This is a genomic window from Streptacidiphilus sp. MAP5-3, from assembly GCF_041262505.1.
GTDB lineage: Bacteria > Actinomycetota > Actinomycetes > Streptomycetales > Streptomycetaceae > Streptacidiphilus.
This window is the reverse complement of the sequence record NZ_JBGCCL010000015.1, coordinates 73,340-86,248: the sequence shown is the minus strand read 5'-3', so window position 1 is coordinate 86,248 and position 12,909 is coordinate 73,340. Positions and strand designations below refer to the sequence as shown.

Genomic DNA, 12,909 nt, shown 5'->3' with positions numbered 1-12,909 from the left:
TCGTGGCCCGCAGAACCCACTGCGGGCCACCACGCTGCGACAGGCAGGAATTCACGTTCGTCAGTTCCCATTCTCGCGCCGTTCCCGATCGGCACCAGCGTGGCGGCTTCCTCTGTACACCCGCAGTTCAGCCGGCCGTCAACCGCGTTCAGGCCGTGTCCGGCGGGCGGATGGCACCCTCCGTCGGCCGGAGCAGCAGCAGTCGTGACAACACCGACCGGCCGAGTGCGAGTTGATCACCGGTCGGGCCGCCTGACATGCTCAGACCTGTGACGGTTTCACCTGCCTCGTCTTCCTCGTCTGTCTCATCCACCTCTACCTGGTCCACCTCTACCTGGACCCGTCGGCGTCTGCTGGGCGGCGCGGTCAGCCTCGCCGCCCTGGGATCGTTCGCCACCGCGTGCGGTGGCAACTCCTCCTCGCCATCGGGTGACGCGGCGAGCGCATCCACCGCGCCGTCCGCGAGCCCGTCCCTCCCCGTCGGCAGCTCCGTGGACGCAGAGCTGATCGCCCGTCGCTATCCGGGGCTCAAGCCCTTCGCGCCGGCTCCTCCGCCGCCCGCCGTCAAACCGATCACGCTCAGCCTGGCGCACCCGCAGGTCTTCTCCCGGGTGCCGATCACCGAGAAGGTCGTCTTCGTCACCATCGACGACGGCCTGGAGAAGGACCCGGCGTTCATCCAGATGGTCAAGGACTTCCAGGTCCCGCTGACCGTCAGCCTCGCCGACACGCTCATCAAGGACGACTACCGGTACTTCGCCCAGCTGCACGCGACCGGGTTCGTGTCGATCCAGAACCACACGCTCACCCACCCCCTGGACATGCCACGCCTCTCCGCCGAACGGCAGTTGGCGGAGATCGCCGGGCAGCAGGAGAAGCTGCGCAAGGAGTACGGCGTGGCGCCGTACCTGTTCCGGCCGCCGGGCGGCAACTACGACACCGCGACCGTCACGGCGGCCAGGCAGGCGGGCCTGCGGGGCATGATGCTGTGGAAGGAGTCGATGGAGATCCACGACATGCAGTACCAGGACCCCGCCCACCGGCTCCACCCCGGCGACATCATCCTCTGCCACTTCCGCGGACCGGCCCAGCTCAAGGGCGAGACCATGGTCCAGATGATGGCCAACCTGTACCGGCACATCCAGGCCCAGGGCTTCACCGTCGCCGACGTCACCGACTACGTCTGACCCGTCTGACCGGATAACTGACGGCACGTCCGATTGCCGGGCCGGACCAACCGCTCGCGCAGGCGTAGCATGCTGCCGACGTCGGGCATGATCGACTCGACGGCGGACCGGCGGATCAGGAGTTGGCGCACGATGACGCACAGTCAGGATTGGATGCGGGCAACCGCACCGGAGACCGCGCCCGCGCCGTCGCTGCGTCCGGAGGTGCCGCACTCCGCGCGCATCTACGACTTCTTTCTCGGTGGCAAGGACAACTTCCCCGCCGACCGGGCGGCCGCGGTGGAGATCGCCCGGGTGTGGCCCAGCCTGCCCGTGTCCATGCGCGCCAACCGGCAGTTCATGCGGCGCGCCATCCACCGACTGGCCGCCGAGCACGGCGTCCGCCAGTTCCTCGACCTGGGCACCGGGCTGCCGACCGAGCCGAACGCCCATCAGGTCGCCCAAGCCGTGCACCCGGACGCCCGAGTGGTGTACGTGGACAACGACCCGCTCGTGCTCGTGCACGCCCGGGCCCTGCTCACCGGCACCCGCGAGGGCCGGATCAGCTACATCGACGCCGACCTGCACGACACCGAGGCGATCCTCGCCTCGCCGCAGCTGCACCGGATCCTGGACCTGACGCAGCCGGTGGCGGTCAGCCTCTTCGCCATCCTGCAGTTCGTCACCGACGAGGACGCCGCCCGCGCCATCATCCGGCACCTGGTCGCCCCGCTCGCCTCCGGCAGCTTCCTGGCGCTGTCCACGGTCACCGCGGACAGCAACCCGAAGGAGGTCGAGGAGGGCCTCGCGGTCTACGCCGCGCGCGGCATCCCGGAGCGCGCCCGCACCAGGGACGAGGTCGCGGCGCTCCTGACCTCCGCCGGTCTTGAGGTCCTCGACCCCGGCGTGCAGCTGGTGCACCGCTGGCACCCGGACGAGGAGTCCGCCGCTCTGCTCGACGCACACGTCCAGATGCACGGCGCGATCGCCCGCAAGCCGTAACGGCCCAGAAGTCCCCCGAAGTCCCGGCCCTCGCGCCAGGAACCGGCGAGTCAGACCAGCAGACCGATGCCGGTCGCCAGCATCACCAACGCCGTTGCGGCGTGGACGCCGTACGCGATGGCCTTCGGCCCACCGCTGCGCAGCACGACCACCGCGTCTCCGGCGGGTATCGCGGCGAACACCAGCATGTACCAACCCAGCACTGACGTGGTCGAGACGAGCATCAACACGAATACGAACACCCCGGGCACGATCTCGCGCAGACCCTTCACGCGCAGCCAGGGCCAGAAGGCGGGGTCGTCGGCCGGTGCGTCGGGAATGCCGAAGCCGGCGGCGGTCCGCGGCCTGGTGACGGCATTCCCGCCCATGAGGATGAGGGCCGCGCCGATCAGGCCGGCGAGGACAGTGGCACTGGTGGTGAGCATGGGCTGTCCTGTCCGTTGAGGGAATCATTTTTGACGAATCGGTTGTCAAGGGACAAGAACGATCCGGCCGCGGACGCCGCCCTTGGCCATCGCCTGGTAGGCACCGGCTGCTTCGTCGAGCGGCACGACCGCGTGGACGCGAGCCGGGAGTTCCCCCGTGGCCACCCGTGCGAGCAATCCGGCGAGCAGCGCACCGTCGGGATGGGCGAACACGACCTCGACGGCGATGCCGCGCTCCTCGGGAAGTCGCGCGGCCGGCTGCACGCCGACGAAGCGGCCACCGTCGCGCACCGCCCGTAGGGCCTGCTCCTGCAGGGCTCCGGCGTCGGCAACGGCATCCCAGTCCCGCTCCTGCCCGAGATCGGTGGCGAAGTCGACGCCGAGACCCCGGACGAACGGCTCGTCGACCGCTCGGGCCAGCCCGGTCACCCGCCAGCCGCGGTCCTGGGCGAGCACGGCGACGTGCGCGCCCACAGCACCGGCCGCGCCGGTCACCAGCAAGCGCCGAGCCTCGCTCGACGGCTCACCGAGGAGGTCGACGAGCTGGGCCGCGGCGGTGCGTTGAGCGGCACCGTCGCCGCCTCGACCAGGTCCAGGCCGTCCGGAACGACGGCGACATTCGCGGCGGAGACCAGGAGGTGCTCGGCATGGGATCCGTGGTCGCGGTCGAATCCGTCGACGAACCCGGCAATACGGGTGCCGACCCGCAGCTCGACACCGGGTCCGGCGGCATCGACCGATTCGAAGAGAAGTCGACCGTCATCTCCTGACGACGACAGCAAGTGGCCTGGCGTGTCCGGCGGTTGATCCCGCGCGCCCTCGACCTGTCCCAGCTCTTGCCGCCTGACGGCGCATTCGCTTTCATGTTCATGACCAAGTGAACATGAGTGAGCAGAAAGGAGCCTGATCCATGCGCACCTTACGCATCCGCGCGGCACGCGCCGCGCTCGGAGCCGCGCTCGCGCTGACCGGGGCCCTGGCGGGCGGCGGTGCCGCGCAGGCGTCGACCACGGCGACCTCCGGCGACGGCGCGGCGCTCGCCGTCACCCCGCCGATGGGCTGGAACGACTGGGCCCACTACCAGTGCGGGGTCAGCGAGGCGGTCGTCAAGGCCAACGCCCAGGCCCTGGTCAGCTCGGGCCTGGCCGCCAAGGGCTACAACACGGTCACCGTGGACGACTGCTGGCTGGCCTCCAGCCGGGACGCCAACGGCAACCTGGTCGCCAACCCGACCCTCTTCCCGGACGGCATGGCCGCGCTCGGCAGCTACCTGCACGGCCTCGGCCTCAAGTTCGGGATCTACGAGGACGCGGGCTACCAGACCTGCGGCGGCTACCCGGGCAGCGGCGTCCCCAACGGCGGCGGGGCCGACCACTTCGCCCAGGACGCGAAGCTCTTCGCCTCCTGGGGCGTCGACTACCTCAAGCTGGACGGCTGCAACCTCTACCAGGCCAAGGGCCAGACCCAACTCCAGGCCTACCAGGGCGCGTACGCGGCGGAGAACGCCGCGCTCAAGGCGTCGGGCCGGGACATCGTCTTCTCCGAGTCCGCGCCCGCCTACTTCCAGGGCAGCGCAGAGCGCGGCACCCCGGACTGGTACAGCGTCCTCGGCTGGACCGGCCAGTACGGCCAACTCTGGCGCGAGGGATGGGACATCGCCACGTACGATGCCAGCAACCCGACCGCGGACCGCTTCTACAGCGTCCTCGACAACTACGGCTACGACCGCTGGCTCGGCCGCTATGCCGGGCCCGGCGACTGGAACGACCCGGACTTCCTGATCGCGGGCGACTCCGGGATGACCCCGGACGAGTCCCGCAGCCAGATCGCGCTCTGGGCGATGCTGAGCGCGCCGATGATCCTCTCCTCCGACGTGTCCTCACTGTCCGCGCAGTCGGTCGCCGACCTGGGCAACAGCGACGTCGTCGCGGTGGACCAGGACCCGTTGGGCAAGCAGGGCGCGGTGCTCTCCTCCGACGGGACCACCGACATCCTGGCCAAGCCGCTGGCCAACGGTGACCGCGCGGTGGCCCTGCTCAACCGCGGCGGAACGGCCGAGACGGTCACCACCACGACCGCCGACGTCGGCTTCACCGGCGGCAGTGGCTGCACCTGGTCGGTCAAGGACCTGTGGACCGGCACCAGCACGACCAGCACCGGCGCCCTCACCGCGACCATCCCCTCCCACGGCACGGCGATCCTCCGCGTCAGCCCGGCCTCGGGGTGCGGGGCCACCGTCCCGACGGGGCAGCTCGTGGGCAACGGCAGCAAATGCGTCGACGACTCCGGCAGCGGCACCGCCGACGGCAATCCGGTCATCCTGTACAGCTGCACCGGCAATCCCAACCAGCGCTGGCAGTTGGCCCCCGACGGCGCCGGCAGCTCCGACGTCACCGTTCGCACGCTCGGCAAGTGCCTCTCCGTGCAGAACGGCGGCACCGCCGACGGCACCGCGGTCGTGCTGGCGACCTGCACCGGCGCACCGGGGCAGACCTGGAGCTACCAGCAGAACGGCAACCTGGTCGACACCCACTCCGGCCTCTGCCTCGACGTCAACGGCGGTGGCACCGCCGACGCGACCCCGCTCGACGCCTGGCCCTGCGGCAGCAACCAGCTCAACCAGATCTGGTCCCTGCCGGTCTGACCCACCTCGCGCGCGAACCCCGAGGTCGGTGACCGGCCGTAGTCAATACAATCACGGGACCGTCGGCTTTCCGGGGCCGCACTCTGCCGCAACGCAGGGTGCGGCCCCGGAAGGCCAGTTCACCAACTTGTGGGGTTGCACCAATGCTGACGATGCAGGAAGCTCTGCTCGCCCTCAACACGTACTGGTCGAAGCAGGGGTGTCTGGTCGCCCAGCCGATGAACAGCGAGGTCGGCGCCGGAACGCTCAACCCAGCCACCTTCCTTCGGGTCCAGGGCCCGGAGCCGTGGCGGGTCGCCTACGTCGAGCCCAGCGTGCGCCCCGACGACTCGCGCTACGGCGAGAACCCCAACCGCCTGCAGACGCACACGCAGTTCCAGGTGATCCTCAAGCCCGAGCCGGGCAACGCGCAGGAGCTCTACCTGGGCAGCCTCAAGGCGCTCGGCATCGACATCGAGGCGCACGACGTCCGCTTCGTCGAGGACAACTGGGCCTCACCCGCGCTCGGCGCCTGGGGGCTCGGCTGGGAGGTGTGGCTGGACGGCCTGGAGATCACCCAGTTCACCTACTTCCAGCAGGCCGGCGGCCTGACGCTGGACCCGGTGTCGGTGGAGATCACCTACGGCCTGGAGCGCATCCTGATGGCCCTTCAGGGGGTCAGCCACTTCAAGGACATCGTCTACGCGCCCGGCGTCACCTACGGCGAGGTCTTCGGCCAGGCCGAGTACGAGATGAGCCGGTACTACCTCGACGACGCCGACGTGGACACCAACCGCGAGCTCTTCGAGGCCTACGCCCGCGAGGCCCGTCGCCTGCTCGACCTGCGGCTGCCGGTCCCGGCCTACTCCTACGTGCTCAAGTGCTCGCACTCCTTCAACGTGCTCGACGCCCGCGGCGCCATCTCCACCACCGAGCGCGCGCGTTCCTTCGCCCGGATGCGCGGCCTCGCCCACGAGGTGGCGCAGCTGTGGGCCGAGCGCCGCGCCGAGCTGGGCCACCCGCTGGGCACCGGAGCGGGCGCGGCCGACGCCGCCACCCAGGACACCGCCGAGCCCGTTCCCGCCCCCGGCACGGACGGACGACGGACGCTCGCCTTCGAGATCGGCTTCGAGGAGCTGCCGCCCGCCGAGGCCGACCGCGTCGTCGACCAGGTACGGGAGGCCATTGAGACCGGGCTCGGCGCGACCCGGCTCGGCCACGGCACCCTGCACGTCGCGGCCACCCCGCGCCGCGTGGTGGTGACCTTGGAGGGCGTCGAGGCCACCGAGCCCGACCACGAGCAGTCCGTGCGCGGCCCGCGCGTCTCCGCCGCCTACGACGCCGAGGGCGCGCCCACGCCCGCGCTGCTGGGCTTCGCCCGCAGCCAGGACGCGGACCCGGCCGAGCTGACCCGCGCCGAGTTCGGCGGACGCGAGCACGTCGTGCTGACCCGCCCGGTCCGCGGCCGGTCGGCCGAGGAGGTGCTCGCGCAGGTCCTGCCCGCCGTCGTCTCCGGCCTGCGTGCGGAGAAGAACATGCGCTGGAACGCCTCCGGCCTGTCCTTCAGCCGCCCGATCCGGTGGATCCTGGCCCTGCTCGGCGACGAGGTCGTGCCCTTCGAGGTGTCCGGCCTCGCCGCAGGCCGCACCACCCGCGTCCACCGCACCGCCGAGCAGCCGGTCATCGAGGTCCCCGCGGCCGACGGCTATCTGGAGCTGCTCGCCCGCCACGGCATCGTCGCCGACACCGCTGCCCGCCGCGCGGCGATCGGGGCCGCCGCGACGCGCCTGGCCGCCGAGGTCGGCGGCGTGGTGGACCTCGACGCCAACCGCGCGCTGGTGGACGAGATCGCCAACCTGGTCGAGTACCCGACCCCGATCCTCGGCACCTTCGACCGCAAGTACCTGGAACTGCCGGACCAGATCCTCACCACGGTCATGCGCAAGCACCAGCGCTACCTGCCCGTCCTCGACGCCGAGGGCAAGCTGCTGCCGTACTTCGTGACGGTCGCCAACGGCGCCTGCGACCAGGACGTGGTGCGGCGCGGCAACGAGGCCGTGCTGCGGGCGCGTTACGAGGACGCCGCGTTCTTCTGGCGCGCCGACCTGGACACCCCGCTCGCGTCGATGCAGGAGCGGCTCGAACTGCTCACCTTCGAGGACAAGTTGGGCTCTATGGCCGACCGGGCGCAGCGGATCGCGTCCACGGCCACCGAGTTCGCCTCGCAGCTGCCCATCGGGGCCCGCGACCTGATCACCCTGGAGAAGGCCGCCGGGCTGGTGAAGTTCGACCTCGGCTCGCAGATGGTCACCGAACTCTCCAGCCTGGCCGGGGTCATGGCCGAGGTCTACGCCCGGCAGGCGGGCCAGCCCGAGGAGGTCGCCCAGGCGCTCTTCGAGACGGAGCTGCCCCGCCACTCCGCCGACCGGCTGCCGGAGTCGACAGCGGGCGCACTGCTCGCCCTGGCCGACCGCGCCGACCTGCTCGCCGGCCTGCTGCCCCTGGGCGGCGCGCCGACCGGCGGTTCCGACCCCTTCGGCCTGCGCCGGGCCGCACTCGGCGTGGTCAACATCCTGCGCGCCCACCCGGCGCTCTCGCCGTTGACGGTCTCCGGCATGCTGCGGATCGCCGCCGAGCGGCAGCCGCTGGACGTCACCGCCGAAAGCCTTGACGAGGCCCAGCAGTTCGTCGTCCGCCGGTTCGAGCAGCAGCTGCTGGAGGCCGGACACGCCGTCCAGGACGTGCGCGCGGTCCTGCCGCAGGCGGACCGTCCGGTGCGGGCCGCCGGGCGACTCGCGGAACTCGAAGCAGCCCACGGCACCGCGCCGTTGGCGCTGGCGACCGCCGCGGTCCAGCGCGTGCTGCGCATCGTCCCGACCGGAACGGAGCCCACGCCCGACCCCGCGCTGTTCTCCGCCGGGCCCGAGCACGACCTGCACCAGATCGTCCTCAAGCTGCGCACCATCCTGGGCGACCAGCCCGACCTGGCGGCGTTCCTCCAGCAGAGCAGCCCGCTGGTGGAGGCGGTCGACGCCTTCTTCGACGGCGTCATGGTGATGGACCAGGACCTCACCATCCGCGCCAACCGCCTCGCCCTCCTGGCCACCGTCCAGCAACTCGTCAGCCCCGTCCTCGCCTGGACCGAGCTCAAGTGACGCGCGGCCGTTAGCGCCGATGCCGTTCCGTCCTCTCCGCGCGGACGGGACGGCAACAGGCGCCACGGTGAGAGCACTACCGTGTCTGCCATGTGGACGGACGACTGGCTGACCGACACCCGCACCTCCTACGACACCGTTGCAACGGACTACGCGGACCTGATGCGCGACTCCCTCACCCAGGGCCGCTACGTCCGCGCCGCCCTGGCACTGTTCGCCGACAGCGTGCGGGCGGCAGGCGACGGGCCGGTGGCGGACGTCGGCTGCGGCCCCGGGCACGTCACCGCCCACCTGCACGGCCTCGGTCTCGACGCCTTCGGCATCGACCTCTCCCCCGGCATGGTCGACGTCGCCCGGCGCGACCACCCCGGCCTGCGGTTCGACGTGGGCTCGATGACGGAACTCGACCTCGCCGAGGCCTCGTTGGCCGGCCTGCTGGCCTGGCAGTCACTGATCCACATCCCCGACGACCAGGTGCCGGTCGTCCTCGGGCAGTTCCGTCGGGCGCTACGTCCGGGCGCGCCACTCCAGCTCCTCTTCCACATCGGCGACGGCGCGCGGACGAAGACCGAGGGCTACGGCGGCCATCCGATGCGGGTCCAGGTCCATCGCCGTCAGCCGGAGCAGGTGACGGCCTGGCTGCGCGAGGCCGGTTTCGCGGTCGAGGCCCAGCTGGTGCTGGGGCCGGGCGAACAGTCGTCGCAGGCGGTTCTCTTCGCACGGCGTAGTTGAGGGGATGCCGGGCGCAGTTCCATCGTCGGAACAGACGATGCGTCAGTTCGTGGCCGTACGTGGTTCATAGGGTCCTCCAACGCTGGCCGGAGAGCCGCCCGACCCCCGGATCCGCGTGCGAGACTCCGGCTCTCTCGATCCGTTGGGGTGGCAGTGAGCGGAGAAAAGGCCCTTCTACCGAGCCCGGTCCAGAGCCCGTGCGCGAGCCCGAGCCCGGTCGACGGCGCGCCGGACGAGGCTGGCGTGCGCGAACTGCTGGTCCTCACCGGGCCGTGGCTTCCGGTCACCTCGTTCCTCGCCAGACTGCCGGCGGCCCTCGCCCCGACCGGCACGCTCATCATGATCACGGCCGGCTCGGGCATCGGGAACGCGAGTCTGGCGGCCGGGCTCCTCTGGGTGGGTCAGGCCGTCGGCGGCCCGCTCATCGGCCGGATCGCCGACCGCCGGGGCCATCGGGGCACCCTCGTCACGGCGTCCCTGGTCAACGGCGTGGCCACGGCCGCCCTGGTGGCCGCCGTGACCACCGGGCGGTCGCTCGCCGTCGAGGCGCTCTGTTCCCTGGCGGCCGGGCTGACCGTCCCTCAGATCGGGCCTCTCTCCCGGGTCCGCTGGGTCGCGCTGGTCGCAGGGCTCCCCGGCGAACGTCAACTCGTGGCCCGCGCCCTGTCGTTGGACACCCTGTTGGACGAACTCGGCTTCATGGTCGGCCCCGCGCTGGCAGGCGTGCTCGCCGTCGGCATCCATCCCGCCGCCGGCGTGGCCCTCGCCGCGCTGCTGACAGCCGTGGCCGGAACGGCCTTCGCGCGGCATCGGTCCGCGCCCGGCCCGTGCGCGCGCTCCGGGAGCGGCAGCGGACCGCGTCTCCTCTCGACGCCCCTGGTCGTGCTGCTGGCCCTGGCGCTGCTCCAGGGGATGGTCTGGGGTGCCGCCAACGCCGGGGTGAACGCCCTCGCCAGGACACTGGACGATCCGGGGATGGCCGGACTCGTCTGGAGCAGCATGGCGGTGACCAGCAGTGTCGCCGGTCTGGTGGTGACACTCCGCCGGAGCGCGGTCCGGCTCACCTCGCTGCTGCGCGTCGCGGTCGTGGGCCAGGCGGTGCTGGCCCTGCCGCTCCTCGCCGTGCACGGGCTCCCGGCGGCGGCCCTCGCCGTGGCGGCGGTGGGGGTGGCCGTCGCACCCCATCTGATCGCTATCTTCGGGCTCGCCGAGACCGTGGCACCGGCCCACCGGATGGGCGAAGCGATGACCCTGCTCGGCAGCGGTCTCATCGTCGGCCAGGGGACCGCCGCCGTGGCGGCCGGACGACTCGCCGCGACCCACGGATACCCGGCGGCCCTCGGCACCGCCTGGGCCGCCTCCGTCGTCGCCGCGGTCGTCGCCCTGCTTCTCGTGCGCCGGGCACGCTTCGATCCGCCCGCCACACCGGGACCGGCTGCGGTGGCGAAGGGCTCGGACACCGTGATTTCATCGCCATGAGCCCTGGCCCGCTCCATCCGGCCCGCCGAGCAGCATGCGCAGGAGACGTGGCGACGTGACCAGATCCCCCCAGGAGGCCGGAGCGTCCGGTCCCGGGCTGGACGAGGCAGTGCTCGGTGCGCTCTTCACCCAGTCCCCGGTGGGGCTCCAGGTCTACGATCCACGGCTGCGCTTGCTCCGGGCCCACACCACGACACGGTTCCGCAGCGACCTCCCGGTCGAGGAACTGCTGGGCCTCCCGATGGCGGAGGTGCTGAACGCCTTCCACGTCGAGGACGTGGAGGACCTGATCGCGGGCTGCCGGGAGGTGCTCGCCACGGGCACTCCGGTGCGGGAGCGTCGGGTGCGGCTGCACGACCCGAACCCGGCGGCGCCGGTCCGGGTGGCCTCGGTGTCCAGCTTCCGGCTGCAGAACGCCGACGGCACCGTGCTCGGCGTCGCCGCCGCGATCGTCGACATCACCGAGCGCGTGCGCGCCGAGGAGCGGCTGGAGCTGCTGGACCTGGCCGCCAACACCGTCGGCACCACCCTGGACCTCTTCCGGACCGCCGAACAGCTCGGCGACGTCGTGGTCCCGCAGCTCGCCGACACCTTCTCGGTGCACGTCTTCGACGCGGTGCTGCGCGGCGAGGCGCCCCCGTCGGACACGGACCTGCCGACGCTCCCCCTCCGCCGCGCCGTCTTCCGCCGCGCCGACACCCGGGCGCAGCAGGCGCCCAGGACCACGGTCACCCGCAAGGACGAGGTCGGCGAGTACCTGGCCGGCAGCCCGTTCCACCGGGCGCTGACGGAGCTGCAGCCGCTGCTGATCGACCGTCTGGACCCCGACTCGCAGCCGTGGCTGGACCCGGACCGGAGCCGGCGCGACGAGCTGCTGCTCGCCTCCGGCGCGCACACGATGATGGTGGTGCCGCTGCTGGCCCGTGGCGTGGTGCTCGGTCTGGCGTCCTTCTACCGCTGGCGCAGCCCCGCGCCGTACGACCACGACGATCTGACGCTGGCCGAGCAGCTCACCTCGCGGACGGCGTTGTCCATGGACAACGCCCGCCTCTACAGCCGGGAGCGGTGGGTCGCGGGCGTCGTCCAGCACACCGCCAGGGACACGGGGACCTACTCCCAGTCCGCCGTCGAGGCCGCGCAGGCCTACCGCCCGGCCGGTGCCGCGGACGTCTGGTTCGACGTGCTGCCGCTCTCCGGCGCTCGAGTCGCCCTGGTCGCCGGGGAGGCCCTCGCGCCGACCGCCAACGCGGCCGCGGCCCTGGGCGAGCTCCGCGCGGCGGTCGCGGCCCTGTCCGAGCTGGACCTGCCACCGGACGAGCTGCTGACGCGGCTTCAGGACATCGTCAGCCGCAACACCCGCGGCGGCGGCCCCGCCGATGCGGGAGCGGATGCGGGAGCGGATGCGGGAGCGGATCCGGGATCGGATGCGGGAGCGGATCCGGGCCGGCCCGTCCCGGCCGCCTGCCTGTACGCGGTCTACAACCCGGTCAGCCGGCGCCTGCGCGCGGCGAGCGCCGGCTATCCGGCCCCGGTGGTCGTCACCCCGGACGGAGCGGAGCTGCTCGACGTCGACCCCGGCCCGGCGCTGGGCCAGGGGGTCGGCGACTACGCCGTCGCCGGTCGCACGCTCCCGGAAGGCAGCCTGGTCGTCCTGCGGAACGGCGCGCTCGCTCCCCTCGACCGGCGCGACGGGATTAGCGGCGGGATTGGCGGCGTTGACGGGAATGACGCGAACACCGCCTCGGCCTACGCCGACCTGCTCGGCCCGGCGCTCGCCGACACACAGCTCCCGCTGCGCGACCTGTGCGTGACCGTCCTCGACGCCCTCGCCCCGCATTCCCCGCACGAAACGCGCCAGGACGCGGCCGTCCTGATCGCGCGGCCCCGCGCACTCGGGCCGGACCGTGCCGTCACCTGGGAGCTGCCGAACAGCTCCGAGTCGGTGGGGCAGGCGCGCGCGCTGGCGACGGCGCAGCTGACTGACTGGGGTCTGACCGAGCTGGTCGACGACGTGGCCCTGGTCGTCAGCGAGCTGGTCACCAACGCCGTCCGGCACGCAGACGGTCCCGTCCTGCTGCGGCTGATCCGCGACCGCGCGCTGATCTGCGAGGTCAGCGACGACAGCAGCACCGCGCCGCACCTCCGCCGCGCCCTGGACACCGACGAGGGCGGACGTGGCCTGTTCATCACCGCCCAGCTCTCCGAACGCTGGGGCGTCCGCCCGGCCCTGCGGGGCAAGGCGATCTGGGCGGAGCTGCCCCTGCCCGCGCCGCCCTTGGGGTGAGTTCGCGGCCGGGCCCTCTCCCGGCTTTCCCGCCGCGGTCGCC

At 72.3% G+C, this 12,909-nt stretch carries 10 protein-coding genes; 8 read left to right on the top strand and 2 right to left on the bottom strand.

Features of this window, described 5'->3' with window-relative positions; genetic code table 11:
- Positions 1–269: 269 nt before the first annotated feature.
- On the top strand, positions 270–1,187 hold the full coding sequence (locus ABH928_RS22320) for a polysaccharide deacetylase family protein (RefSeq protein WP_370069189.1): 918 nt from the start codon (positions 270–272) through the stop codon (positions 1,185–1,187).
- A 132-nt stretch (positions 1,188–1,319) separates the two neighbouring features.
- Complete coding sequence (locus ABH928_RS22315; RefSeq protein WP_370069187.1) at positions 1,320–2,168, top strand: SAM-dependent methyltransferase; 849 nt, start codon at positions 1,320–1,322, stop codon at positions 2,166–2,168.
- A gap of 50 nt (positions 2,169–2,218) precedes the next feature.
- On the opposite strand, the gene ABH928_RS22310 is transcribed toward ABH928_RS22315, so the two are convergent.
- Together ABH928_RS22310 and ABH928_RS22305 are read right to left on the bottom strand one after the other, a co-directional pair.
- Complete coding sequence (locus ABH928_RS22310) at positions 2,219–2,593, bottom strand: DUF4267 domain-containing protein (protein ID WP_370069185.1); 375 nt, start codon at positions 2,591–2,593, stop codon at positions 2,219–2,221.
- 45 nt (positions 2,594–2,638) lie between these two features.
- Complete coding sequence (locus tag ABH928_RS22305) at positions 2,639–3,088, bottom strand: zinc-binding dehydrogenase (RefSeq protein ID WP_370069351.1); 450 nt, start codon at positions 3,086–3,088, stop codon at positions 2,639–2,641.
- Between the two features lie 152 nt (positions 3,089–3,240).
- On the opposite strand from ABH928_RS22305, the gene ABH928_RS22300 reads away from it, so the two are divergent.
- The 6 genes from ABH928_RS22300 (at position 3,241) to ABH928_RS22275 (ending at position 12,866) form a co-directional block, all read left to right on the top strand.
- Positions 3,241–3,363 (top strand): hypothetical protein, encoded by a 123-nt coding sequence (locus ABH928_RS22300; protein ID WP_370069183.1) that lies wholly within the window; start codon positions 3,241–3,243, stop codon positions 3,361–3,363.
- Positions 3,364–3,503: 140 nt separating this feature from the next.
- A complete protein-coding gene (locus tag ABH928_RS22295) occupies positions 3,504–5,237 on the top strand; it encodes a ricin-type beta-trefoil lectin domain protein (RefSeq protein WP_370069181.1) in 1,734 nt (577 codons plus the stop codon).
- A gap of 152 nt (positions 5,238–5,389) precedes the next feature.
- Positions 5,390–8,371: a glycine--tRNA ligase gene (locus ABH928_RS22290; protein WP_370069179.1), complete on the top strand. Its 2,982-nt coding sequence runs from the start codon at positions 5,390–5,392 to the stop codon at positions 8,369–8,371.
- Between the two features lie 90 nt (positions 8,372–8,461).
- Positions 8,462–9,103 carry a class I SAM-dependent methyltransferase gene (locus ABH928_RS22285; protein WP_370069176.1) on the top strand — a complete coding sequence of 214 codons (642 nt, stop codon included), beginning with the start codon at positions 8,462–8,464 and terminating at the stop codon, positions 9,101–9,103.
- Positions 9,104–9,346: 243 nt separating this feature from the next.
- Positions 9,347–10,582 carry an MFS transporter gene (locus ABH928_RS22280; RefSeq protein WP_370069174.1) on the top strand — a complete coding sequence of 412 codons (1,236 nt, stop codon included), beginning with the start codon at positions 9,347–9,349 and terminating at the stop codon, positions 10,580–10,582.
- A 55-nt stretch (positions 10,583–10,637) separates the two neighbouring features.
- Positions 10,638–12,866: a SpoIIE family protein phosphatase gene (locus ABH928_RS22275; protein WP_370069172.1), complete on the top strand. Its 2,229-nt coding sequence runs from the start codon at positions 10,638–10,640 to the stop codon at positions 12,864–12,866.
- Positions 12,867–12,909: the final 43 nt, after the last annotated feature.

Excerpts from the sequence above, each read along its gene's own strand:
- ABH928_RS22315 (WP_370069187.1), top strand. The coding sequence starts at position 1,320 with ATGACGCACAGTCAGGATTGGATGCGGGCAACCGCACCGGAGACCGCG.
- ABH928_RS22310 (WP_370069185.1), bottom strand. The coding sequence starts at position 2,593 with ATGCTCACCACCAGTGCCACTGTCCTCGCCGGCCTGATCGGCGCGGCC.
- ABH928_RS22300 (WP_370069183.1), top strand. The coding sequence starts at position 3,241 with ATGGGATCCGTGGTCGCGGTCGAATCCGTCGACGAACCCGGCAATACG.
- ABH928_RS22295 (WP_370069181.1), top strand. The coding sequence starts at position 3,504 with ATGCGCACCTTACGCATCCGCGCGGCACGCGCCGCGCTCGGAGCCGCG.
- ABH928_RS22290 (WP_370069179.1), top strand. The coding sequence starts at position 5,390 with ATGCAGGAAGCTCTGCTCGCCCTCAACACGTACTGGTCGAAGCAGGGG.
- ABH928_RS22285 (WP_370069176.1), top strand. The coding sequence starts at position 8,462 with ATGTGGACGGACGACTGGCTGACCGACACCCGCACCTCCTACGACACC.